At 59.1% G+C, this 18,991-nt stretch carries 23 protein-coding genes; 12 read left to right on the top strand and 11 right to left on the bottom strand.

The window, feature by feature from the left end; all coding sequences use genetic code 11:
- The first annotated feature begins 103 nt into the window (after positions 1 to 103).
- The 5 genes from ACR0AC_RS03935 (at position 104) to ACR0AC_RS03915 (ending at position 2,058) form a co-directional block, all read left to right on the top strand.
- Positions 104 to 811, top strand: coding sequence for a M48 family metallopeptidase (locus ACR0AC_RS03935; RefSeq protein ID WP_170622885.1), 708 nt, complete (start codon positions 104 to 106; stop codon positions 809 to 811).
- Positions 808 to 1,176 (top strand): YigZ family protein, encoded by a 369-nt coding sequence (locus ACR0AC_RS03930; RefSeq protein WP_170622887.1) that lies wholly within the window; start codon positions 808 to 810, stop codon positions 1,174 to 1,176. The genes ACR0AC_RS03935 and ACR0AC_RS03930 overlap by 4 nt, the downstream gene beginning before the upstream one ends.
- Before the next feature lie 69 nt (positions 1,177 to 1,245).
- Complete coding sequence (locus tag ACR0AC_RS03925; protein ID WP_170452601.1) at positions 1,246 to 1,497, top strand: DUF6455 family protein; 252 nt, start codon at positions 1,246 to 1,248, stop codon at positions 1,495 to 1,497.
- A 13-nt stretch (positions 1,498 to 1,510) separates the two neighbouring features.
- On the top strand, positions 1,511 to 1,780 hold the full coding sequence (locus ACR0AC_RS03920) for a DUF6455 family protein (RefSeq protein WP_480872021.1): 270 nt from the start codon (positions 1,511 to 1,513) through the stop codon (positions 1,778 to 1,780).
- Positions 1,780 to 2,058, top strand: coding sequence for a DUF6455 family protein (locus ACR0AC_RS03915; protein WP_480872019.1), 279 nt, complete (start codon positions 1,780 to 1,782; stop codon positions 2,056 to 2,058). Before ACR0AC_RS03920 ends, ACR0AC_RS03915 begins: the two co-directional genes overlap by 1 nt.
- Here the strand turns inward: ACR0AC_RS03915 and ACR0AC_RS03910 are convergent.
- A complete protein-coding gene (locus tag ACR0AC_RS03910) occupies positions 2,041 to 2,283 on the bottom strand; it encodes a CDGSH iron-sulfur domain-containing protein (RefSeq protein ID WP_170622891.1) in 243 nt (80 codons plus the stop codon). The two genes, ACR0AC_RS03915 and ACR0AC_RS03910, sit on opposite strands and share 18 nt — an antisense overlap.
- A gap of 229 nt (positions 2,284 to 2,512) precedes the next feature.
- Here ACR0AC_RS03910 and ACR0AC_RS03905 point away from each other — a divergent pair, with 229 nt between their 5' ends.
- Positions 2,513 to 2,698 (top strand): hypothetical protein, encoded by a 186-nt coding sequence (locus tag ACR0AC_RS03905; protein ID WP_480872017.1) that lies wholly within the window; start codon positions 2,513 to 2,515, stop codon positions 2,696 to 2,698.
- Positions 2,699 to 2,824: 126 nt separating this feature from the next.
- On the opposite strand, the gene ACR0AC_RS03900 is transcribed toward ACR0AC_RS03905, so the two are convergent.
- Both ACR0AC_RS03900 and rimO read right to left on the bottom strand, forming a co-directional pair.
- Positions 2,825 to 3,175: a hypothetical protein gene (locus tag ACR0AC_RS03900; protein ID WP_170622894.1), complete on the bottom strand. Its 351-nt coding sequence runs from the start codon at positions 3,173 to 3,175 to the stop codon at positions 2,825 to 2,827.
- Between the two features lie 110 nt (positions 3,176 to 3,285).
- The gene (rimO, locus tag ACR0AC_RS03895) at positions 3,286 to 4,674 is read right to left on the bottom strand and encodes a 30S ribosomal protein S12 methylthiotransferase RimO (protein WP_170622896.1); all 1,389 of its coding nucleotides are present in this window, start codon (positions 4,672 to 4,674) and stop codon (positions 3,286 to 3,288) included.
- Positions 4,675 to 4,769: 95 nt separating this feature from the next.
- On the opposite strand from rimO, the gene ACR0AC_RS03890 reads away from it, so the two are divergent.
- The gene (locus ACR0AC_RS03890) at positions 4,770 to 6,722 is read left to right on the top strand and encodes an AsmA family protein (RefSeq protein WP_480872014.1); all 1,953 of its coding nucleotides are present in this window, start codon (positions 4,770 to 4,772) and stop codon (positions 6,720 to 6,722) included.
- Between the two features lie 30 nt (positions 6,723 to 6,752).
- Here ACR0AC_RS03890 and ACR0AC_RS03885 read toward each other — a convergent pair whose 3' ends face one another.
- Genes ACR0AC_RS03885 through ACR0AC_RS03870 form a run of 4 tightly spaced genes read right to left on the bottom strand, consistent with a single transcriptional unit; the run spans position 6,753 to position 11,327 of the window.
- On the bottom strand, positions 6,753 to 8,249 hold the full coding sequence (locus ACR0AC_RS03885; protein ID WP_480872012.1) for a phosphomannomutase/phosphoglucomutase: 1,497 nt from the start codon (positions 8,247 to 8,249) through the stop codon (positions 6,753 to 6,755).
- 15 nt (positions 8,250 to 8,264) lie between these two features.
- On the bottom strand, positions 8,265 to 9,098 hold the full coding sequence (kdsA, locus tag ACR0AC_RS03880) for a 3-deoxy-8-phosphooctulonate synthase (protein ID WP_480872010.1): 834 nt from the start codon (positions 9,096 to 9,098) through the stop codon (positions 8,265 to 8,267).
- A gap of 5 nt (positions 9,099 to 9,103) precedes the next feature.
- Positions 9,104 to 10,690, bottom strand: a complete 1,587-nt coding sequence (locus tag ACR0AC_RS03875; protein ID WP_480872008.1) for a KpsE/RkpR family capsule polysaccharide export protein — start codon at positions 10,688 to 10,690, stop codon at positions 9,104 to 9,106.
- A complete protein-coding gene (locus ACR0AC_RS03870; protein WP_170452578.1) occupies positions 10,668 to 11,327 on the bottom strand; it encodes an ATP-binding cassette domain-containing protein in 660 nt (219 codons plus the stop codon). The genes ACR0AC_RS03875 and ACR0AC_RS03870 overlap by 23 nt, the downstream gene beginning before the upstream one ends.
- A gap of 151 nt (positions 11,328 to 11,478) precedes the next feature.
- Here ACR0AC_RS03870 and ACR0AC_RS03865 point away from each other — a divergent pair, with 151 nt between their 5' ends.
- Both ACR0AC_RS03865 and ACR0AC_RS03860 read left to right on the top strand, forming a co-directional pair.
- A complete protein-coding gene (locus ACR0AC_RS03865; RefSeq protein WP_480872006.1) occupies positions 11,479 to 12,066 on the top strand; it encodes a uracil-DNA glycosylase family protein in 588 nt (195 codons plus the stop codon).
- Complete coding sequence (locus ACR0AC_RS03860; protein WP_480872004.1) at positions 12,059 to 12,847, top strand: SseB family protein; 789 nt, start codon at positions 12,059 to 12,061, stop codon at positions 12,845 to 12,847. Before ACR0AC_RS03865 ends, ACR0AC_RS03860 begins: the two co-directional genes overlap by 8 nt.
- A gap of 57 nt (positions 12,848 to 12,904) precedes the next feature.
- Here the strand turns inward: ACR0AC_RS03860 and yghU are convergent, their stop codons facing one another.
- Positions 12,905 to 13,783 (bottom strand): glutathione-dependent disulfide-bond oxidoreductase, encoded by an 879-nt coding sequence (gene yghU / locus ACR0AC_RS03855; protein WP_170632048.1) that lies wholly within the window; start codon positions 13,781 to 13,783, stop codon positions 12,905 to 12,907.
- Positions 13,784 to 14,022: 239 nt separating this feature from the next.
- Between yghU and ACR0AC_RS03850 the strand changes: the two genes are divergently transcribed.
- Positions 14,023 to 14,541, top strand: a complete 519-nt coding sequence (locus tag ACR0AC_RS03850; RefSeq protein WP_170452571.1) for a YHS domain-containing (seleno)protein — start codon at positions 14,023 to 14,025, stop codon at positions 14,539 to 14,541.
- 59 nt (positions 14,542 to 14,600) lie between these two features.
- Here ACR0AC_RS03850 and ACR0AC_RS03845 read toward each other — a convergent pair whose 3' ends face one another.
- Together ACR0AC_RS03845 and metF are read right to left on the bottom strand one after the other, a co-directional pair.
- Entirely contained in the window at positions 14,601 to 15,251 is a 651-nt protein-coding gene (locus tag ACR0AC_RS03845; RefSeq protein WP_170453140.1) for a J domain-containing protein, read from the bottom strand.
- A 234-nt stretch (positions 15,252 to 15,485) separates the two neighbouring features.
- The gene (metF, locus tag ACR0AC_RS03840; protein WP_170622907.1) at positions 15,486 to 16,352 is read right to left on the bottom strand and encodes a methylenetetrahydrofolate reductase [NAD(P)H]; all 867 of its coding nucleotides are present in this window, start codon (positions 16,350 to 16,352) and stop codon (positions 15,486 to 15,488) included.
- A 94-nt stretch (positions 16,353 to 16,446) separates the two neighbouring features.
- On the opposite strand from metF, the gene ACR0AC_RS03835 reads away from it, so the two are divergent.
- Together ACR0AC_RS03835 and ACR0AC_RS03830 are read left to right on the top strand one after the other, a co-directional pair.
- Positions 16,447 to 17,352, top strand: coding sequence for a LysR family transcriptional regulator (locus tag ACR0AC_RS03835; protein ID WP_170452567.1), 906 nt, complete (start codon positions 16,447 to 16,449; stop codon positions 17,350 to 17,352).
- Positions 17,353 to 17,450: 98 nt separating this feature from the next.
- The gene (locus tag ACR0AC_RS03830) at positions 17,451 to 18,236 is read left to right on the top strand and encodes an inositol monophosphatase family protein (protein ID WP_170622909.1); all 786 of its coding nucleotides are present in this window, start codon (positions 17,451 to 17,453) and stop codon (positions 18,234 to 18,236) included.
- Between the two features lie 7 nt (positions 18,237 to 18,243).
- Here the strand turns inward: ACR0AC_RS03830 and ACR0AC_RS03825 are convergent, their stop codons facing one another.
- Positions 18,244 to 18,987, bottom strand: coding sequence for a rhomboid family intramembrane serine protease (locus tag ACR0AC_RS03825; RefSeq protein ID WP_480872001.1), 744 nt, complete (start codon positions 18,985 to 18,987; stop codon positions 18,244 to 18,246).
- Between the last annotated feature and the right edge of the window lie 4 nt (positions 18,988 to 18,991).

Genomic DNA, 18,991 nt, shown 5'->3' with positions numbered 1-18,991 from the left:
ACCGCCCGCCAATGCAACCCGTCACAGGCCGAAACCGCAGTGGTACTGCCCGGTTGGTCCGGCTATGTTGGGATCAACGCCTGATCGGCTAATAGGACCTTTGATGCGCCTTCTCTTATTTCTGGTTTTTCCCCTGCTTCTGTCGGCCTGTGCAACAGACAGATTGCGCGTGATTCCTGCAGAAGACTGGCGTGGGCTCACGGCAGAAGAAGCCGCCAGCGCCGCAGCTTTTCGCAAGGTCAGCCGCGAGGTCGGGCGCGAGGCGCGGGCCCAGTGTCTGAGGTCTTCCAAACCGCAAAGCTGCGATTTCAGAATTCTGGTCGATCTGAACCCGACCGCGCCTGCAAACGCCTTTCAGACTCTGGATGACAAGAAACAGCCCGCGATCATCTTCACGCGATCCTTGATCCGCTCGACCCGGAATGCGGATGAATTGGCCTTTGTGATGGGGCACGAGGCTGCGCATCACGTTTTGGATCACATCGGACGGCAAAGCGAAAACGCCCGTGTTGGCGCAGCCAAGTTTGGAGAGGCCGAGCGGCAGCGTGGCAAAAGCGACGCCGCTGTTGAAAAGGCGCAGAAACTGGGGGCAAAGGTGGCCGTGCAAGCCTATGCGAAAGACTTTGAGCTTGAGGCGGATCAGTTGGGAACCCTCATCACACACAATGCCGGATACAACCCGCTGATCGGTGCGAAGTATTTTGCCCGCATTCCCGATCCGGGTGACCAGTTCCTGGGATCGCACCCACCCAACGCGCAGCGGGTCGAAATTGTACAGCAAACCGCGCGAAAGCTGGGTGTCACAGAATGACTGAACTGGTGCGGCTGGGCGTGATTCTGACCGATCGCGGATCGAAATACGCGGTGTCTGGGGCAACTGTGACATCGCGGGATCAGGTTGACGCGGTGCTTGCCGAGCTGAAGACGGATAAAGCCTATGCAAAGGCCACGCACAATACCTGGGCGGCGACGTTGCCAACCGGGGCGCTCAAGGCCGACGATGGAGAAAGCGGGGCGGGCATGGTCATCCTTCGCATGATGGAGCGTGAGGGGTTAGAGAACCACGTCATCATCGTTACGCGCTGGTATGGCGGCAAAAAGCTGGGCGGGGACCGTTTTCGCCGCGTTCAGGACGCAACGCGTGCTTATCTCGACCAAATTGGGGCCTCTGCTTGACCTGAATCAAGGATTCCCCCTGTCCACCAACTACGCTCTGACCAAAGCGCGACAGGGAAAGGACAGGACATGCCCAGCCGAGAGACTTTGCGATTGCACGCCGGTTTGGTCGATGACATGGCGCGGATGCTGGATATCGATTTGCAGGAATCCGCCATCGAGGGTGCCGTATCAATCGACCAGATTTCAGACGCCGTGGTCCGGTGCACAGATTGCCCGAACCCCGGACATTGCCAATCCCTGTTGAAAGAAGCGTCTGCGCTTAGCCGCGCCCCGGAATACTGCCGCAACTACACTTTGCTGGAAAAACTCAGACCGTAAACGCGAGGGGCCTATGCCACGTCTCGGAGATATCATGACCCATATGCGTCTGGTTCTGCGAATGGGTCAGGCGACGGGCGCGGATATCGTTGCAGCACATCACGCTTGCCAACTGAGCCAGGAAGACTGGGCCGAGATGGTGCAGTTCTGTCGTGGTTGCGCATGGGCAAAGGACTGTCCCGAATGGCTGGATCAGCATCAGGCTATCGCAAATGCGCCTGAAACCTGCCCGAATCGGGCGCGATTCGCGGCCCTGAAATCCGCTCAGGTCGGGGGCGGTTGATGCCACAGGTCGCCCTTGGAGAGATCGAAAAATACTTTTGGCTGACGCGTTCAGTGGCCCGTTGCCTGGGTATTTCGCTGACCGAGGCAATGGCCGAGGGGCAACTTTCCGCCGAAGGCTATGCCGAACTCGTCACCCGATGCCGGGCGTCAAATTGCTGTGGGCAATGTGCGATCTGGTTGTCCCAGCAACAACAACTTGCCGATGCTGCCCCCGAGTTTTGCGCCAATGCCAAAGCCTTGAACCGGCTTCGCCGCCCGTCAAATTCGCGCGTGTGATCCGTCGCATAACGGCGCCTTGCCGGTGTGCTTGCAGCAGCAGAAGAACACTTTTTTACTTGCTTCAGCCGTGTATTTTAAGGGTTCAAAGTCGGTGTCTTTGTGCGACCCATCACAAAACGGCTGCTTCTTGGATCGGCCGCAAGCGCACCAGAAATAACTCTTTCCTTCGACAACTTCGACCGCCATGGGCTCTTTCTGGGCGATGATGGGGGCGTCGGACATGTGGCTTCTCCGTTCTTGGCTGATGTCAGGTCACGAGTTTAGGGCAATGCGCCAAAAAAGGTAGCGCGCGTCGCTGACGGTGCTGCGATCCAGGGCGTCCCAAGCGTGGTTTCGCCTTCGTTCACAAGGATGTGATCGATTCTGTTGCCAGATTGCCGATCAACCCGTATCCTGAACCCGGCCCCGAAAAACTGGGCAATATCAGAAAAGTAATAGAGGATTGACGGACATGAAAATCAAACTCGCTGCTGTTGGAGCCTTTGCGCTGATCCTGACTGCCTGCGCGCAGCCGGAACCCACCCCTGTTTATGTTTCGCCCAGCTATGACAAAGCCGGTACCCCAAGCTGTGCCGCCGGGTATGAACTGGCGACCACCGAAGCAGGCGAGACTGTCTGTAACCCGGTTGCGGGATAAACCCTTTGCAGGCGGTCCCGATTTGGGACCGCCTGCCCAAGATTTGAGAATGTGATGCCGCCCTAGGGGCGGTTTTTTTTGATTGCCGGACGCGTTGCTGCGAACCATTACATATAGGTCGGGCGTTTAGTGTTTTCTAAAGCGAAACCCGTGCCTGTATTTGAAGGCGTGATGCCTGTGCCCGCGGAAGGATCGATGCGGCTGGTACCTGTAAACCTTGCGTTTGTGACCCGCGTGGACATGCGGTTTGTGCGCCCTTTTGCGGTGTTTCTTGATGTGATGCCCGGATTTGGGCGCAAAATAGGGGCGGTGATGCGGGTGAACACCCCGGACATGGAAATTGAATTTCTTGCCGCCGACATAGACGATTTCAGCCGACGACCGGCCAAAACCCTCAGCGATAGCGGGGGTCGAAAGCATCATGGCCGACAGGGCGACCACCATGCTGCGTTTGGCAAAATGAGTTACTCGAAACATGAAAACCTCCGTTTGGCTTCATGTTCAAGGTGAGAGCGGGGGCGCCTGTTCTCCAATAAACTCGGGTCACGCTTTACCGATGGGCCGTGTTCCGACACGGCCCGAAGCGGTCAGGCAAGCTGTCCCCAGAGGTCGTAATCACCAGCCTCGTCCACGGTGACCGAGACGATATCGCCGGGTTTAAGCCCCTCGAATCCTTCGTCAATGAACAGGTTTCCGTCGATCTCGGGCGCGTCTGCCTTGGTGCGGCAGGTGGCGGCCTCATCGTCAATTTCGTCAACAATGACGTCAATCGTCTGTCCGACTTTGGCCTGCAGCTTCGCCTCGGAAATTGCCTGCGCCTTTTCCATGAAGCGATCCCAACGCTCTTGCTTGACCTCGGCGGGCACATGATCCGGCAGATCGTTCGAGCGTGCGCCATCGACGTTTTCGTACTGAAAACACCCGACGCGATCCAGTTGCGCCTCGTCCATCCAGTCCAGCAAGGTCTGGAATTCGGCCTCGGTCTCACCCGGATAACCCACGATGAAGGTCGACCGCAGGGTGATGTCCGGGCACACCGCGCGCCAGGCGCGGATTTCATCCAATGTTTTGGCGGCAGCGGCTGGCCGAGCCATGCGTTTCAGAACGTCCGGGTGCGCGTGCTGGAAGGGGATGTCGAGATAGGGCAGAATGTTGCACCCGGAATCCGCCATCAACGGGATCAGATCGCGCACATGCGGGTAGGGGTAGACATAGTGCAGGCGCACCCAGGCCTCCAACTGCCCCAACTCGCGCGCCAGATCGGTGATGTGGCTGCGCACCTTGCGGTCTTTCCACGGGTTCACATCGTATTTCCGGTCAAGCCCATAGGCCGAGGTATCCTGCGAAATCACCAGCAACTCGCGCACGCCGTTATCGACCAGCCTTTCGGCCTCGCGCAGAACTGCATGGGCCGGACGGCTGGCCAGTTTCCCGCGCATATCGGGAATGATGCAGAACTTGCACTTGTGGTTACAGCCTTCCGAGATTTTCAGGTAGCTGTAGTGGCGCGGGGTCAGTTGAACGCTGCTGGCGGGCAGCAGATCGACAAACGGGTCCGGGTCCGGTGGCACCGCTGTGTGCACCGCATCCAAGACCTGTTCGTATTGGTGTGGCCCGGTCACCGCCATGATGCGGGGGTGGTGTTCACGGATGTAGTCGGGCTCGGCCCCCAGACAGCCGGTCACGATCACCTTGCCGTTTTCAACCAGAGCTTCACCAATTGCATCCAGCGACTCGGCCTTGGCGCTGTCCAGAAACCCGCAGGTGTTCACGATTACGGCATCGGCCCCGGAATAGTCGGGCGAAATGCCGTAACCTTCTGCCCGCAGGCGAGTCAGGATACGCTCACTATCGACCAAAGCTTTCGGGCAGCCCAGCGAGACCATGCCGATGGTCGGCTGGTTTGCACGGGACGTCTCGGGCATCCGGGCGGCGGGCGCCAGGTCGGGGCGGAGATTTGGCGGGTTCGTGGTCATGGCGCGGCATATAGTGGGGAACGCTTCCCCTTGCAAATGTCACGGTGCGTTTGGATGATGATTTCAATCAAGCCAAAAAGGCGGAGAGCAGATAGATGAAATGGCTGATACGCATTCTGTTCATTGTGGTGGCCGTGGTCGGGCTGGTCATTGGGGCGTTGCTGCTGATGCCCGGGGACAAGCTGGCCGCGATCCTGTCTGAGCAGGTCAAGGCCAACACGGGGCGCGAGCTGACGCTGTCGGGGGACGTCAACCTGTCCTTCTGGCCGGTTTTGGGCATGGAAACCGGGCCCGTGACGTTCGGCAACGCACCATGGGCCGGGCCTGATCCGATGCTAAGCGCGGACAGTCTGGCTGTTGGTGTGGATGCTGCCGCAATGCTGGCGGGCGATCTGAAGATCAAGCGGGTCTTTGCGCAAAACCCGGTTCTGCGGTTGGAATTGTCAGAGGGTCGCGGAAACTGGGTCATGGGCGCGGCTGAGACCACGCCGTCAGCGGGCGCTACAGGCGGCGCGCCCTCGGGCGAAACCGGTGCCGTGACGCTGGAGCGGTTGGAACTGATGGATGCGCGGCTGATCTACGTCGAAAACGGCGTAACGCAGATGGATTTTGCGGGTGTGACCCTGTCCGCCAGTTGGCCGGACGTATCCGCGCCCATGGTGATGCAGGCCAGTATGGCAGTGCCGGGCGGTGCGATGCAGGTGGACCTGAAACTGCCCGATTTGCCCGCCTTTTCGTCGGGCGCTGTGACGCCGCTGGATGTGGCGCTGACCGCCCCGGGCGGAGAGATCGGGTTCAACGGCAATGTCAATCTGTCCGGCGAGATGGATGGCAAGATGCAGATCATCACGCAAAGCACGGAAATGATGTTGACCGCGTTTGGGCAAGGCGGTGTGGCGGTTCCCCACGGTTTGGGCCGGACGGCAAATATCTCGGGGCAGATGACCTATACCAAGGATGGCCGTGTGTCCCTGCGCAAAATGGTGGCGCAGCTTGATGACAATCGGCTGGCCGGAGAGGCCGACATCACCATCGCCGATCCCCCTCAGATCGTGGCGCGCCTGAATACCGATGCGCTGGACCTGTCGCGCGTGACCGATGCCGAGCCCGGATCGGGGGGCGGGACAGGGGCCGCGTCATCTGCGGCGGACGGGTGGTCCAAGGCACCGATTGATGCGTCGCCGCTGTCATTGGCCAACGGCAAAATCCGCCTGACGGCCAAGTCTATTGCCGTTCCGGGGATGCAATTCGGGGCCTCTGACCTGACGCTTGGTCTGGATCGTTCGCGTGCGGTGCTGGAAATGCACCCGGCAACGCTGTTCTCCGGCCAGCTCAACGGTCAGGTGGTTGCGAATAACCGCAACGGATTGTCGGTGGGCGGCGATCTGAAAGCCAGCGGCATCAACCTGAAGCAGGCGTTATCGACACTTGCAGATGTAGACCGTCTGTCCGGCACCGCATCCGGCGCGTTTCAGTTTCTTGGCGTCGGGCAGAGTGAAGACCAGATCATGCGCTCGCTCAGCGGCAAGGGGAATGTGGATGTCGGGTCCGGGGTGATTTCGGGCTTCGATCTGGATCGGCTGATGGGCCGGGGAACCGGGTCGGGCGGTACGACGGTGTTTGACAGCCTGACCGCAAGCTTCTCGATCGACAAAGGCGTGCTGACCAACTCTGACCTGCTGATGTCCCTGAAAAACTTCCGCGCCGATGGTGAGGGCAAGGTCAATCTGGGTGCGCGTACGTTGGACTATCTGTTCACGCCAACCGCGCTACGGGCGAATGCGGGGCAGGGAATTTCGGTGCCCGTGCGCATCCATGGTCCGTGGAGCAGCCCGTCGATCACGCCTGACCTGACCAAAGTCATCGAGGCGGCGGCGGAAGGCAAAGTCAAAGAGCTTGAGGATGACGCCAAGCAGAAGGTGCTGGACAAGGTCGGCAATGAGTTGGACACGACCATAACCGACAGCGATCAAATCGAAGACGCGCTGAAGAAAAAGCTTGAGGATGAGGCGAAGAAGGGTCTGCTGAAACTGTTTGGCGGCGATTGATGAAAGGGGCGTCCAGCGACGCCCCCTGGTTCAAATCGTCTGGTCGTAATCGCCAACACTCGGTTCGGTGCGGATAACGGCGTCGATATCGGCAAAGATCGCACGCATTTCCGCCTCGCTTTCACTGCTTTCGCACACCACCACAAGGTTCGGCGTGTTCGAGGAGGCGCGCACCAGACCCCAGCTGCCATTGTCCAGAATGACCCGCGCGCCATTGACAGTGACCACCTCTTTGATGGCGCGACCGGCAAAGCTTTCTCCTGCGTCCGCCTTGGCCACCAGTTTGTCGACCAGTCGCTGGAGTATATCGTATTTCTCGGTATCAGCCGCGTAGGGCGACATGGTCGGGGTGGACCAGGTCTTGGGCAGGGCCTTGCGCAGATCGGACATGCTTTGACCGGGGTTGCGGTCCATCAGCTTGCAGATCTCAACCGCGACCCGCATCCCGCAGTCATAGCCACGCCCGACCGGCTCGGCCAGGAAGTAGTGGCCGGATTTCTCGAACCCGGCCAGCGCGCCGATTTCCTTCACGCGCCGCTTCATGTGGCTGTGACCGGTTTTCCAGTAGTCGGCTTTGACGCCGAGGGCTTGCAGTTCAGGGTCGCTGGCGAACAGACCGGTTGATTTCACGTCTGCCACAAAGGTCGAGCCCGGGTGCAGCTTGGCCAGATCGCGGGCCATGATAACGCCAACCTTGTCGGCGAAAATCTCCTCGCCCTCATCATCGACAACACCGCAGCGGTCGCCATCCCCATCAAACCCAAGCGCCAGATCCGCGCCGCTGGATTTCACACTGTCCGACATGTCGTGCAGCATTTCCATGGCTTCGGGGTTGGGGTTGTAGTTGGGGAAAGTGTAATCCAGACGATTGTGGCTGGGTACGACTTCAACCCCGATCCGTTCGAAAATCTCGGGCGCAAAGGCCGAGGCGGTGCCGTTTCCCGTGGCGCAGACCACTTTCAACGGACGGGACATTTTGAAATCCCCGACCAGATCGTCGATATAGGCCTCTTTCACGCCATCGACGAATTCATAGGACCCGCCTTGATGCGGCTGGCCTTCGCCGTTCAGGACGATATCGCGCAGTTCGGACATCTCGTCCGGGCCGTGAGTCAGCGGACGCTCAAAGCCCATTTTCACTCCGGTCCAGCCATTTGGATTATGGCTGGCCGTCACCATCGCCACGGCGGGAACGTTCAGATGAAACTGCGCGAAATAGGACATCGGGCTAAGCGCGGGGCCGATATCCTTGACCTGAATCCCGGCCTGCATCAGCCCCAGGATCAGGGCGTTCTTGATCGACAGGGAATAGTCGCGATAGTCGTTGCCCACTGCGATGACCGGGTCAATCCCGCGCCGCCGCATCTGAGTGCCCAAACCCAGACCAAGTGCGGTCATGCCGGGCAGGTTGATCTCGTCGGGGTACTTCCAGCGTGCATCATATTCGCGAAAGCCCGTGGGCTTGATCATCGCGTCACGCAAAAAGCTCCAGGTGTTTGGCGTCACCTCGGGGAATGGTTTGGTCATAACAAGTCTCAATCGTTAAATCTGAATAGGATTCGCTTTCGCAAGCGCATCAAAACGCATCAATGTGTCAACAAGTTGGGGCATCTGGTCCAGCGGAATCATATTGGGCCCATCGGACGGGGCCGTGTCTGGATCCTGATGTGTCTCGATGAAAACCGCTCCAACCCCCAGTGAGACCGCGGCGCGGGCCATGACAGGCGCGAACTCACGTTGGCCGCCGGAAGACCCGCCCTTGCCGCCGGGCTGTTGCACGGAATGCGTCGCATCCATGACGACAGGGTAGCCTGTTTTGGCCATCTGCGGCAGGCCGCGCATATCCGCCACCAAAGTGTTGTATCCAAATGACGTCCCGCGTTCTGTCAGCAAGATGTTCTGGTTTCCGGTGCTCTCAACCTTGTCGACGATATTGCCCATTTCCCACGGCGCGAGAAATTGACCTTTCTTGACGTTAACGGCCTTTCCGGTCGCCCCGGCAGCCAGCAGCATATCCGTCTGACGGCACAGGAAGGCCGGGATTTGCAAAATATCAACAGCCTCAGCCGCAATGGCGCATTGGGCCTCGGTATGCACGTCGGTCAGAACCGGAACGCCGATGGTCTTGCGAATGTCGTCCAGAACCTTGAGCCCCGCATCGATTCCCATGCCGCGTTTACCGGACAGAGAGGTGCGGTTGGCCTTGTCATACGAGGCTTTGAATACATACTGCGCGCCCGCAGCATCGCAGGCTTCTTTCATGGTGCCCGCAATCATCTGGGCGTGGTCCGCTGTCTCAAGCTGGCAGGGGCCGGCAATAATGGTCAGCGGAAGATCGTTGCCGACGGTAACGTCGGAGATTTTTACATGTTTCATGGGTCTTATGAGGATACCTGTTCACGAAGGACCGACGCGGTAAGCGAGATCATCAGGTAGATACCAGCAAACAACAGGAAAGCCAAAATCGTATTTTCGAACTTGCGCGGATAGGACGGATCCTGGCTGGGAACCGGGTTCACCGAGACGGTCAGATACCGCACCTGCCTGTTGGCCTCGGTGCGCGTGGTTTCCATGTATTGCATAGCGTTTTGCAGCATCATGTCCCGCGCGACCAGATCGGCCTGCGCCATCTGAATCCTCACACTCAACCGCGCCAGCGAGTTTTCGCCTGCCGAAACATCCAGCATCTCGGCATTCAGGTTGTCCAGAACCACTTCCAGCCGTGCGATATCGGCTGTGACCCCGTCGACCTTGGCCTTGTTGGGCCGAAGATTGTCAAGAAGGGCCGCCAGCTCCAGGTTTTTGTCCTGCAACAGAATTTCGATTTCGTTGATCCGCCCGCGTAGCCCGGCGATCACATTTTCGGGGTCCAGAATCGCGCCCTGAAGCTGCAACTCGATCAGGTCTTCCTGCGCCTGACGGCGCGCCTGTTGCGCGGATTCAAAGCTTTCCAGCGCGTCACGCATCTGGTCGTCGCGCTTTTCACCCGACAGTTTGTTCACCCGACCTTCTGCGTAAGAGATCAAGCGATCGGAAAACTCGGCCGAGGTTTGCGGGTCAGGGGCAATCACCTCCATCCGGATGATCCCGTCCGTGGGGTCATAGCCGATCGTGACGATGCGGCTGTATAGCTTATAGGCTTCCTCAAGCGTGGCGTCGGCTGCCAGCCTTTGGATCGGATCAATCCAATCCTGTTGAAAGACTTCGGTAAAGCTTGCGTCATTGTCCAGCAGCAGCAACGCCTCTTTCGATTCCAGAAAATCCTGAACCGAGACCGAATCCTGTGCCGTGGCAAATTGCGTACCGGAGAGCAGGCCGCCGACGGCCCCACCCGCACTATCTGCCTGCAGGATCGAGAAGGACGAATTGCTGGCATACATCGGGGTCGCGATTCGATAGAAATAAAACCCCACAACAAAGGTGGGCAGCAGTACAAACGCTGCCAGCCGGGCGAACAGCGTGAACAGCTTGACGCGCCGCCTGCGCGCGATGTCCTTCTGGATTTGACCGATTTCAAGGTTTCGGCGTTCTGCCGGGCTCATCTCGGGGCCTGGCGGGCTGAATTCCTTGTGCTGGACGGTTTGTGGCAGCTGTATCCTGACCTTGTCCTTGGGCTTTTTCGACGCTGTGCCCCTTTGGGAGGTTTTGGCGGCGGCAAGGTCCAGCAGGTTTGTCCGCTCGAACGGGTCGATCCCCTTTTTCCGCAACAGACGAACGGCATCGTAATCGGACGAGGCCGCAAGCCCGTGTTTCTGCGCCAGCCGACGGGCAATGCGTAGCTGCCGACCGGTCAGCCCCTCACGCTTGATGTCATCCAGTTCGGTTCCGGGCTGCGGGGCGTTTGCGGCAGATGGTCCTTCGGTCGCGCTGCGAATGCGCGAGATCGCGTCCGCGCGCGCCTCGGCCGAGCCTTCGACCGGCTGCTTGCGGCGCAAGTTGTATTTTCTAACCTTGGGTTTCGTAGTCATATAACTGTTTTGCCTCTTCCAAGGTTTCAAACATGTAAAGCTGCCCGTCCAAAAGAACCGCGGCTTGCTGTGCAAATTTTTCCAGCGTCGATGGGCTGTGTGACACGATCACAAGGGTTGTCGTGCGCAGCCTTTCCCGCAGGATGTCACCGGCCTTCTTGTTGAATTCAACATCCGTGGACGAGGGCATCCCCTCATCAATCAGGTACATGTCGAAATCCAGCGCCAGCATCAGCGAGAAGGTGAAACGCGAGCGCATGCCGGAAGAATAGGTCGACAGGGGCTGGTTGAAATATTCGCCCAGATTGCATAACCAGCTGCAATACGCCTCGACATAGTCAGGATCCATGCCGTAGATTTTTGCGATATAGCGCGCGTTTTCCAGCGCGGACATCTTGCTGGAAACGCCACCTGTGAAACCCATCGGGAAAGACACCCGGCAATCGCGGCGAATGACGCCTTCATCCGGCTTTTCCAGCCCGGCCATCATATTGATAAGCGTGGTTTTTCCTGTGCCATTGGGCGCAAGAATGCCAAGGGATGTACCCAGTTCGACCCGGAACGAGACCCTGTCCAGGATCACCTTGCGGCGCGTCCCGGTCCAAAAGGATTTGCTGACATTCTCGAACTCAAGCATGGGTGGCCTGCTGCTCAATCCAGTTTTTGTGTCGCTCTTGTCGGGCGATGAGGGAGGGTGTTCCCTATCGGCCCATGTTGGCTACATTATGTCGAATTATGAAACAAATCATCAATATGCGCCAGCGGCAGGAAGGCTTACGTAACATTCCATGACCAGCCTGATGGAGGATATTCGATCCTGTCGCCTGTGCGCCGATCAGTTCGCACAGACGGCGACAGCGCATGCGCCGCGCCCTGTGGTCTGGTTTCAGCCGGGCACACCGATTCTGGTCGCGGGGCAGGCACCGGGGGCGCGGGTTCATGCCTCGGGGCGGCCGTTTACCGATCCATCCGGGGATCGCCTGCGTGACTGGCTGGGGATTGATGAGACTGTGTTCTACGACCGGGCCAGGCTGTCCATCGTGCCCATGGCCTTTTGCTTTCCGGGCTATGACGAAAAGAACGCGGACCTGCCGCCGCCGGCCCTTTGCCGGAAGACCTGGCATGATCGCGTCATGCAGGCCCTGGGGCAGGTACCGTTGACCGTTCTGGTCGGCGGTCACGCGCATAAATTCCACCTTGGTGTTCGCAGTTCGGTCACCGAGACGGTCAAAGACTGGAAAACCCATGCCCCGCGCGTCTTTGCCTTGCCTCATCCGTCGTGGCGGAATACGGCATGGTTGAAGAAAAACCCGTGGTTCGAGGCCGATCTGCTGCCGGTTCTGCGCGCGCGGGTGCAAGAGGTGTTGAATGACTGAGACAACCGCGCTGGATACAGCCCATGCCGCAATGCAGGCCGCCCCGCAGGACGACACCGCCCGGCTGAGGTTTTTCGAACGTCTGGCGGATAGTGAACTGTTCCTGATGCTGACCGAAGAAGCACGGGGCGAAAACATCTCGCCCGAGGTGTTTGATGTGGCAGACGGGCAGTTCGTCCTGGCCTTTGATCGCGAGGACCGGCTGGCGCAGTTTGCGAGCCGTCCGGTGCCCTATGTGGCGCTGTCCGGTCGGGTGCTGTCATCCATGCTTGCGGGGCAGGGGATTGGCTTGGGTCTGAACCTCGAAGTTGCACCTTCGTCGATGCTGATCCCGTTCGAGGCGCTGGGGTGGTTGGCGTCAACCCTTCAACACGCCCCCGAAGAAGTACACGAGAAGCTGGCCGAGTTTCTGCCACCTGCGGGCCTGCCTGATATGCTGTTGACCGCGCTGGACGCCAAGCTGGCCACCGCCGGGGGGCTGGCACAGGCGGCCTATCTGGTGGCGACCAAATCGCATAGCGGTGTGTCGGGTCACTTGCTGGGATTTGTCGGGGCGGTTGAGGGCGCAGAACCTGCGCTGGCCAAGGCCGCGTCCGAGGCGCTGACCTTTTCGGGGATCGAGGCCGGGGCGATGGATGTGGGCTTTTTTGCCACGGACGACGTGGCGGCAGGATTGCTGGCCAAAACCGGACTGAGGTTCGATCTGCCGCAGCCCGAGATGCCCGAAACTGTCCGGCCCATACCGGGAAGCGACCCGGCCAAACCTCCGATCCTGAAATAGGCCCCGCCCAAAAGGAAAACGCGGCGCAAACCAGCGCCGCGTCGTCTTTTTCGCCGGTTATTCGGCAGCTGGTTCCAGCTTGTCCTGCGTGCGGGTCTCGAAATCGCTGGCCTCGTGCCGTTCGTGAAGCTGCATATGCGGCTCGCCAAACGGGCGGTTGACCATGCGTCCCCGCAGCACAGCCGGGCGTTCGTCGATGGCCTTGGCCCAGCGCATGACATTCTTATAGGATTCGACATCCAGAAACTCGGCGGCGTCGTACAGACGACCCAGCACAAGCTGACCGTACCAGGGCCAGATCGCCATATCGGCAATCGTATAATCCTCACCCGCGATAAAGGTTTTCCCGGCCAGTTCCCGATCCAGAACGTCCAACTGGCGCTTCGCCTCCATGGCAAAGCGATTGATCGGATATTCCCATTTTTCAGGTGCATAGGCGTAGAAATGACCGAACCCGCCGCCCAGATAGGGCGCGCTGCCCATCTGCCAGAAAACCCAGTTCATCACCTCGGTCCGCTCTGGCCCCGATTTGGGCAGGAAGGCGTCAAATTTCTCGGCCAGATGGAACAGGATCGAGGCGCTTTCAAAAACGCGCACAGGCTCATCACCTGACCGGTCCCACAGCGCAGGAATTTTCGAGTTTGGATTGGCACCGACAAAGCCGGAACTGAACTGGTCGCCTTCGCCGATATTGACCAGCCAGGCATTGTACTCAGCCTCTTCATGGCCCAGGGCCAACAGCTCTTCCAGCATGATCGTGACCTTGACGCCATTGGGCGTGGCCAGCGAATACAGTTGCAGGGGATGGCGACCTACGGGCAGATCCTTGTCGTGGGTGGCACCTGCAATCGGCCGGTTGATATTGGCAAACCGCCCGCCGCTTTCGCTGTCCCAGGTCCAGACTTTCGGAGGGGTGTAAGTGGATTGATCGCTCATCTCGTGCCTTTCTGTCCAATGCCGGGGGTCCGCGCACCCAATCGTCTAACAGCTAATGTTGCAGTATCCAGAGTCCAACCCCGTGTTGTTGTAATAAATTCAGACAAACCTCTCACGTTTTCTCGTTCTTGGTCACAGCGGCGCGAGGGGGACTACGCAGCGCCAAAAAATAGCATATTGTCTCGACAGTCCCGCCAACACGGCACCCTTGGGCAGATGACTTGAAAAGGATTGACCACATGAAACGCTTTGCTTTGACCTTTGCCGCGGCCATGGCCCTGGCAGTTCCAGCTTTCGCTGGCCCGCAATATGTCGACGGCACCGGTTTTGCTGTCTCTGGGTATGACGTTGTTGCCTATCGCAGCCTGGATCAGGTTGCTGTTGGTCAGTCGCAACCCGAAGGTGTGCGCGGAAATGCAGACATCACCGCCGAATATAACGGTGCCACCTGGGCCTTCGCGACCGAAGAAAACCGCGACAAGTTCCTGGAAAACCCGGCCTATTACGCGCCGCAATATGACGGCCACTGCGCGTATGGCGTATCCAAGGGCGGTAAGGTTCCGGCCAACCCGAACCTGTGGCGCATCGTCGATGACAAGCTGTACCTGAACATCACCGATGTTGTTGTCGGTTTCTGGGAAGAAGATGTTCCGGGCAACATCAACATCGCCGAAGGCAACTGGCCGGGTATCGAAGGGGGTGACGCCTCCACCAGCGTCATTCCGAAGTTCACTTCGGAAGGCCCGATCACAAACTAAGGCCACTCACGACCCACAGCCCGGCTCTCACCCCCTCAAGAGCCGGGCTTTCCGCGCGGTTAACTCGCCAGCCAGTATTCGTTGCGAATGGCCTGATCGGCCTCAAACCGGATGCGCACACTTTTCGCCCCCGGAAATTTGCGTTCGCAGATTGTGTCCGGGATCACGACCTCTCCGGCCCCTTTGTCATTTGACTGGAAGCTCAGAACTTCGGTCTCGGTATTGCGCGAAGCGCTGAGGACAGAGGTCGGCAGAGCGACCCGATTGGCCCCCTGGCAGACCGGTGTTGTGACGAAATACGTCAGATGACGCCCATAACATCCAACCGCATCCGGAACGTGGTCGGACGCGACATAGTTGGACTCATCCCGCTGCGACATATGCGGCAGAGCGCGACCGGGATCCAGCATCGCCTGACAGGTTGCGATATCTTCGGGCGCAAGCTCGATGATGCGCTTTCTCAGGCGTGGCCGTTTCGGCTTGCGCGGTCCGGTATCGGCCTCTTTCGCGGTGTAGCCCTTTTTGCGCAGATAATCATAGGCCGCCTTGGCCCGCGCGAAATTTGTTGAATCCCCACCTGTGTGATCAGGATGGGCATGAAAGGCGATCCGCCGCCATGCGTCTCGGATGTCTTCTGAATCGGCGTCCGGGTCCAGTCCCAGATCCGCCAAAGCGTCCTTGCGAGCCTTGAACTCGTCGACGTGCTCCATACTCATTTCACTCTTTACAACCACACATCCTCAGTTTCCCGAGTGTCGTGTTTTTGTCAATTTTTACAGAGTATTGAGTTGGGCTGGGGTGACAATGCGAAGCCAGAATGCGGATTGTTCCTGATTTCGGGCGAACCTTTGGGTGCAGTGTCAGCACCAGCTTTCCGGCGGTTTGCGAACACAAAAAAGCCCGGGCCAGTTTTGGACCCGGGCAAGGTGCAATGAATGGTTGAATTAGGCGACGTTCTGCAATTCGGCCTTGGGTGTGATGCCCAGCGCAAAACACACGTCACGGGTCAGTTCCGGGCGGTTCAGCGTGTAGAAATGCAGCTTGTCCACGCCGCCTTCGATCAGGTCAGAGCACAACTCGGTGCACAGCGCCGTGGCCAGAAGATCTTCACGATCATCGCGAATGGCTTTCTCGAACGCCTGATCGATCCAATCGGGAACGTGGGTGCCGCAGCGCTGGGCAAAGCTGCGCGCGCCCTTCCAATTTTCGATCGGCAGAATGCCGGGGACGATGGGCTTGTCGATACCCGCTTTCTCACAGGCATCACGGAACCGGAAAAAGGTCTCGGCCTCGAAGAAGAACTGGGTCAGCGCCTCATCGGCACCCGCGTCCAGCTTGGCTTTCAGCCAGTCCACATCCGCTTGCGTATTGCGGGCTTCGGGATGTTTGTCTGGATAGGCTCCAACGCGGATGCTGAACATCTCGGTCTCGGCCAGTGCCTCGATCAGTTCCACAGAATGCGCAAAGCCGTCGGGGTGGGGGATGAACTTGTCCTGTCCTTTTGGCGGATCGCCACGCAGGGCAACGATGTTTTCGACACCGGCGCGGGCGAACTTGTCAGCGATCTCAAGCGTTTCCTGACGCGAGGCATCGACGCAGGTCAGATGCGCCGCAACCGGCAGGCCAGACGACTTGTGCAGCGTCGCAACCGCATCCCGCGTCAACTCGCGCGTGGTGCCGCCTGCGCCATAGGTGACCGAAACAAACCGGGGCTCTAGCGGGGCCAGTGTTTGCACCGTGTCCCAAAGGCGGAATGAGGCCTCAAGCGTTTTGGGCGGAAAGAACTCGAACGAAATTTCAGGTTTGGTCATCATGGCCTCACAGGATCAATTGAGCCTCTTGTGCCATGTGGGGCGATGTGAGACAAACTCATATTCTTCAAGAACAACATGAGGTGCGCGACATATGCACATCGAGTTCCGGCACCTGCGAACCATCAAGGCCATCCATGAATGCGGCGGGCTGGCGCGTGCGGCGGATCAGCTGAACATCACGCAATCCGCGCTGAGCCACCAGATCAAAGGGCTTGAGGATCAGGCTGGGGTCGAACTGTTCCTGCGCCGGTCGAAGCCGATGAAACTGTCCGCCGCCGGACTGCGCCTGTTGCGTCTGGCGGAACAGATTCTGCCGCAGGTCGAAGCTGCCCAGCAGGAGTTCACTTCGCTGCGTGACGGTCGCACGGGCCGGATGCATATCGCCATCGAGTGTCACGCCTGTTTCGAATGGCTGTTCCCGGTGCTGGAATCCTTCCGGAAGTCCTGGGGTGACGTGGATGTCGACATTCGCCCCGGTCTGGCTTTTGATGCTTTGCCCGCATTGCAGAAGGAAGAAGTTGATCTGGTCGTCTCATCCGACCCCGAAGATCTGCCGGGTGTCGAGTTTGTCGAACTGTTCGACTACAACGCGGTGTTTGTCGCCGCCTCATCCCATCCACTGGCCGAGAAGGATTATATCGAGGCCGAGGATTTTCGTGGTCAGACCCTGATCACCTATCCGGTTGAGCGCACGCGTCTGGATGTCTTCAGTCAGCTGTTGATCCCGGCGCGGGTCGAACCGGCCGCCATCCGGCAGGTCGAACTGACGGCGGTGATCCTGCTGCTGGTTGCGTCGAACCGGGGCATTTCGGTCCTGCCCGACTGGGTCGTGCGCGAGGTCAAGTACAACTCGGATTACGTCACCCGGCCACTGACGAGTGAGGGGATCACGCGCCGTCTATATGCCGCCGTCCGCTCGGAAGATCTGGAAAAACCCTTTGTGCAGGAACTGGTCAAACTGGCCCGCGACGAGGCGCGCAAGCTGCAGGCCCAGTAGCGGCGTTTTGCGCGGGGCTGCTATGCGCATCATTCCTCTTGGCAAGGGCGCATTGCATCAGTATACGCGCGGTTTGACCGGACAGGAGCCTTTTCACAATGGTTGGCAGTGCAAATCTCAACATCATGATCAAAGCCGCGCGCAAGGCGGGGCGGTCTCTGGTCAAGGATTTCCGTGAAGTCGAGAACCTGCAGGTGTCGATGAAGGGCGCGGGCGACTTTGTGTCCAAGGCCGATATCGCCGCCGAGGCCATCCTGAAAGAAGAACTGCTGGGTGCGCGCCCGACCTATGGCTGGCTGGCCGAAGAGGGCGGTTCGATTGACGGCGAGGACCCGACCCGCCGCTGGATCGTCGATCCGCTGGACGGCACCACCAACTTCCTGCACGGTTTGCCGCATTGGGCGGTGTCCATCGCACTGGAACACAAGGGTAAGATCGTGTCCGGTGTGATCTACGACCCTGCCAAGGACGAGATGTTCTTTGCCGAAAAGGGCGAAGGCGCATGGATGAACGATATGCGTATCCGCGTGTCCGGTCGTCACCGCATGATTGAATCGATCTTCTCGACCGGTCTGCCCTTTGGTGGCCGTTCCGATCTACCTGCAACCCTGCAAGACCTTGCGCGCCTGATGCCCGCCTGCGCCGGTGTGCGTCGCTGGGGCGCTGCCGCCTTGGACATGGCCTATGTGGCGGCTGGCCGCTACGAAGGGTTCTGGGAACGTCGCTTGAACGCATGGGATCTGGCCGCTGGTATGATCATCGTGAAAGAAGCGGGTGGCTTTGTGCAGCCTTTGAACCCCGAAGGCAGCGTGCTGGAAGACGGCGAGGTTATCTGCGCCAACGAGCCGATCTTTGACAGTTTTGCCAAGGTAATCCGGGGCTAAGACACGCCTACTTGCGCGGCACGCGCGGGATGCGTGATTGCGATAGCTTGTATTTCGTCTCGGGGTGTGGCGGATGGCCATGGGTGCGATCCCAGAACGCTGTGCCGCCGCGTTTCAGCCATAGCGGGATACACAGGATCAGCCCGACGACGAACCCTCCGGTATGGGCCCAATAGGCCACGCCGCCTTCGTCGGGGTTGCTGTTCAGGCTGCCGTAGAACTGCATCACCAGCCAGACGCCCAGCATCACAAAAGCCGGGATCGAAAAGACCCTGAAATAGACGATCAGGATCAGCAGAATATCGACGCGGGCCTTTGGGAACAGCAAAAGATAGCCGCCCATCACCCCGGCAATCGCGCCCGAGGCTCCGATTGTCGGCACCACCGAATCCGGCGCAGTAATGACGTGGATCAGCCCGGCTCCGATACCGGCAACGAGATAGAACAGCAAAAAGGGCAGGTGGCCCATTTCATCTTCCAGATTGTCCCCGAAGATCCAAAGAAACAGCATGTTCCCGGCCAGATGCATCCAGCCGCCATGCAGAAACATGGATGTCACGAATGTCTCGAACGCGTAGCCATCCGCGATGCGCGCGGGAATGATCGCGTAGTCGAAATAGAACCGCTGGATCAGTTGCGGGTTATCCATGATCCCCACATAGCTGAGGAAGATCAGGATATTCGCCGCCATCAGCGTGTAAACGACATAGGGCGTGCGCCCCGAGGGGTTATGGTCGCGGATCGGAAACATGGCG

The organism is Ruegeria sp. H7 (assembly GCF_056532945.1).
This window is presented reverse-complemented; position numbering and strand designations above follow the sequence as displayed.

Coding starts and splice junctions, on each gene's coding strand:
- ACR0AC_RS03935 (WP_170622885.1), top strand. CDS start 104: ATGCGCCTTCTCTTATTTCTGGTTTTTCCCCTGCTTCTGTCGGCCTGT.
- ACR0AC_RS03930 (WP_170622887.1), top strand. CDS start 808: ATGACTGAACTGGTGCGGCTGGGCGTGATTCTGACCGATCGCGGATCG.
- ACR0AC_RS03925 (WP_170452601.1), top strand. CDS start 1,246: ATGCCCAGCCGAGAGACTTTGCGATTGCACGCCGGTTTGGTCGATGAC.
- ACR0AC_RS03920 (WP_480872021.1), top strand. CDS start 1,511: ATGCCACGTCTCGGAGATATCATGACCCATATGCGTCTGGTTCTGCGA.
- ACR0AC_RS03915 (WP_480872019.1), top strand. CDS start 1,780: ATGCCACAGGTCGCCCTTGGAGAGATCGAAAAATACTTTTGGCTGACG.
- ACR0AC_RS03910 (WP_170622891.1), bottom strand. CDS start 2,283: ATGTCCGACGCCCCCATCATCGCCCAGAAAGAGCCCATGGCGGTCGAA.
- ACR0AC_RS03905 (WP_480872017.1), top strand. CDS start 2,513: ATGAAAATCAAACTCGCTGCTGTTGGAGCCTTTGCGCTGATCCTGACT.
- ACR0AC_RS03900 (WP_170622894.1), bottom strand. CDS start 3,175: ATGTTTCGAGTAACTCATTTTGCCAAACGCAGCATGGTGGTCGCCCTG.
- rimO (WP_170622896.1), bottom strand. CDS start 4,674: ATGACCACGAACCCGCCAAATCTCCGCCCCGACCTGGCGCCCGCCGCC.
- ACR0AC_RS03890 (WP_480872014.1), top strand. CDS start 4,770: ATGAAATGGCTGATACGCATTCTGTTCATTGTGGTGGCCGTGGTCGGG.
- ACR0AC_RS03885 (WP_480872012.1), bottom strand. CDS start 8,249: ATGACCAAACCATTCCCCGAGGTGACGCCAAACACCTGGAGCTTTTTG.
- kdsA (WP_480872010.1), bottom strand. CDS start 9,098: ATGAAACATGTAAAAATCTCCGACGTTACCGTCGGCAACGATCTTCCG.
- ACR0AC_RS03875 (WP_480872008.1), bottom strand. CDS start 10,690: ATGACTACGAAACCCAAGGTTAGAAAATACAACTTGCGCCGCAAGCAG.
- ACR0AC_RS03870 (WP_170452578.1), bottom strand. CDS start 11,327: ATGCTTGAGTTCGAGAATGTCAGCAAATCCTTTTGGACCGGGACGCGC.
- ACR0AC_RS03865 (WP_480872006.1), top strand. CDS start 11,479: ATGACCAGCCTGATGGAGGATATTCGATCCTGTCGCCTGTGCGCCGAT.
- ACR0AC_RS03860 (WP_480872004.1), top strand. CDS start 12,059: ATGACTGAGACAACCGCGCTGGATACAGCCCATGCCGCAATGCAGGCC.
- yghU (WP_170632048.1), bottom strand. CDS start 13,783: ATGAGCGATCAATCCACTTACACCCCTCCGAAAGTCTGGACCTGGGAC.
- ACR0AC_RS03850 (WP_170452571.1), top strand. CDS start 14,023: ATGAAACGCTTTGCTTTGACCTTTGCCGCGGCCATGGCCCTGGCAGTT.
- ACR0AC_RS03845 (WP_170453140.1), bottom strand. CDS start 15,251: ATGGAGCACGTCGACGAGTTCAAGGCTCGCAAGGACGCTTTGGCGGAT.
- metF (WP_170622907.1), bottom strand. CDS start 16,352: ATGACCAAACCTGAAATTTCGTTCGAGTTCTTTCCGCCCAAAACGCTT.
- ACR0AC_RS03835 (WP_170452567.1), top strand. CDS start 16,447: ATGCACATCGAGTTCCGGCACCTGCGAACCATCAAGGCCATCCATGAA.
- ACR0AC_RS03830 (WP_170622909.1), top strand. CDS start 17,451: ATGGTTGGCAGTGCAAATCTCAACATCATGATCAAAGCCGCGCGCAAG.
- ACR0AC_RS03825 (WP_480872001.1), bottom strand. CDS start 18,987: ATGTTTCCGATCCGCGACCATAACCCCTCGGGGCGCACGCCCTATGTC.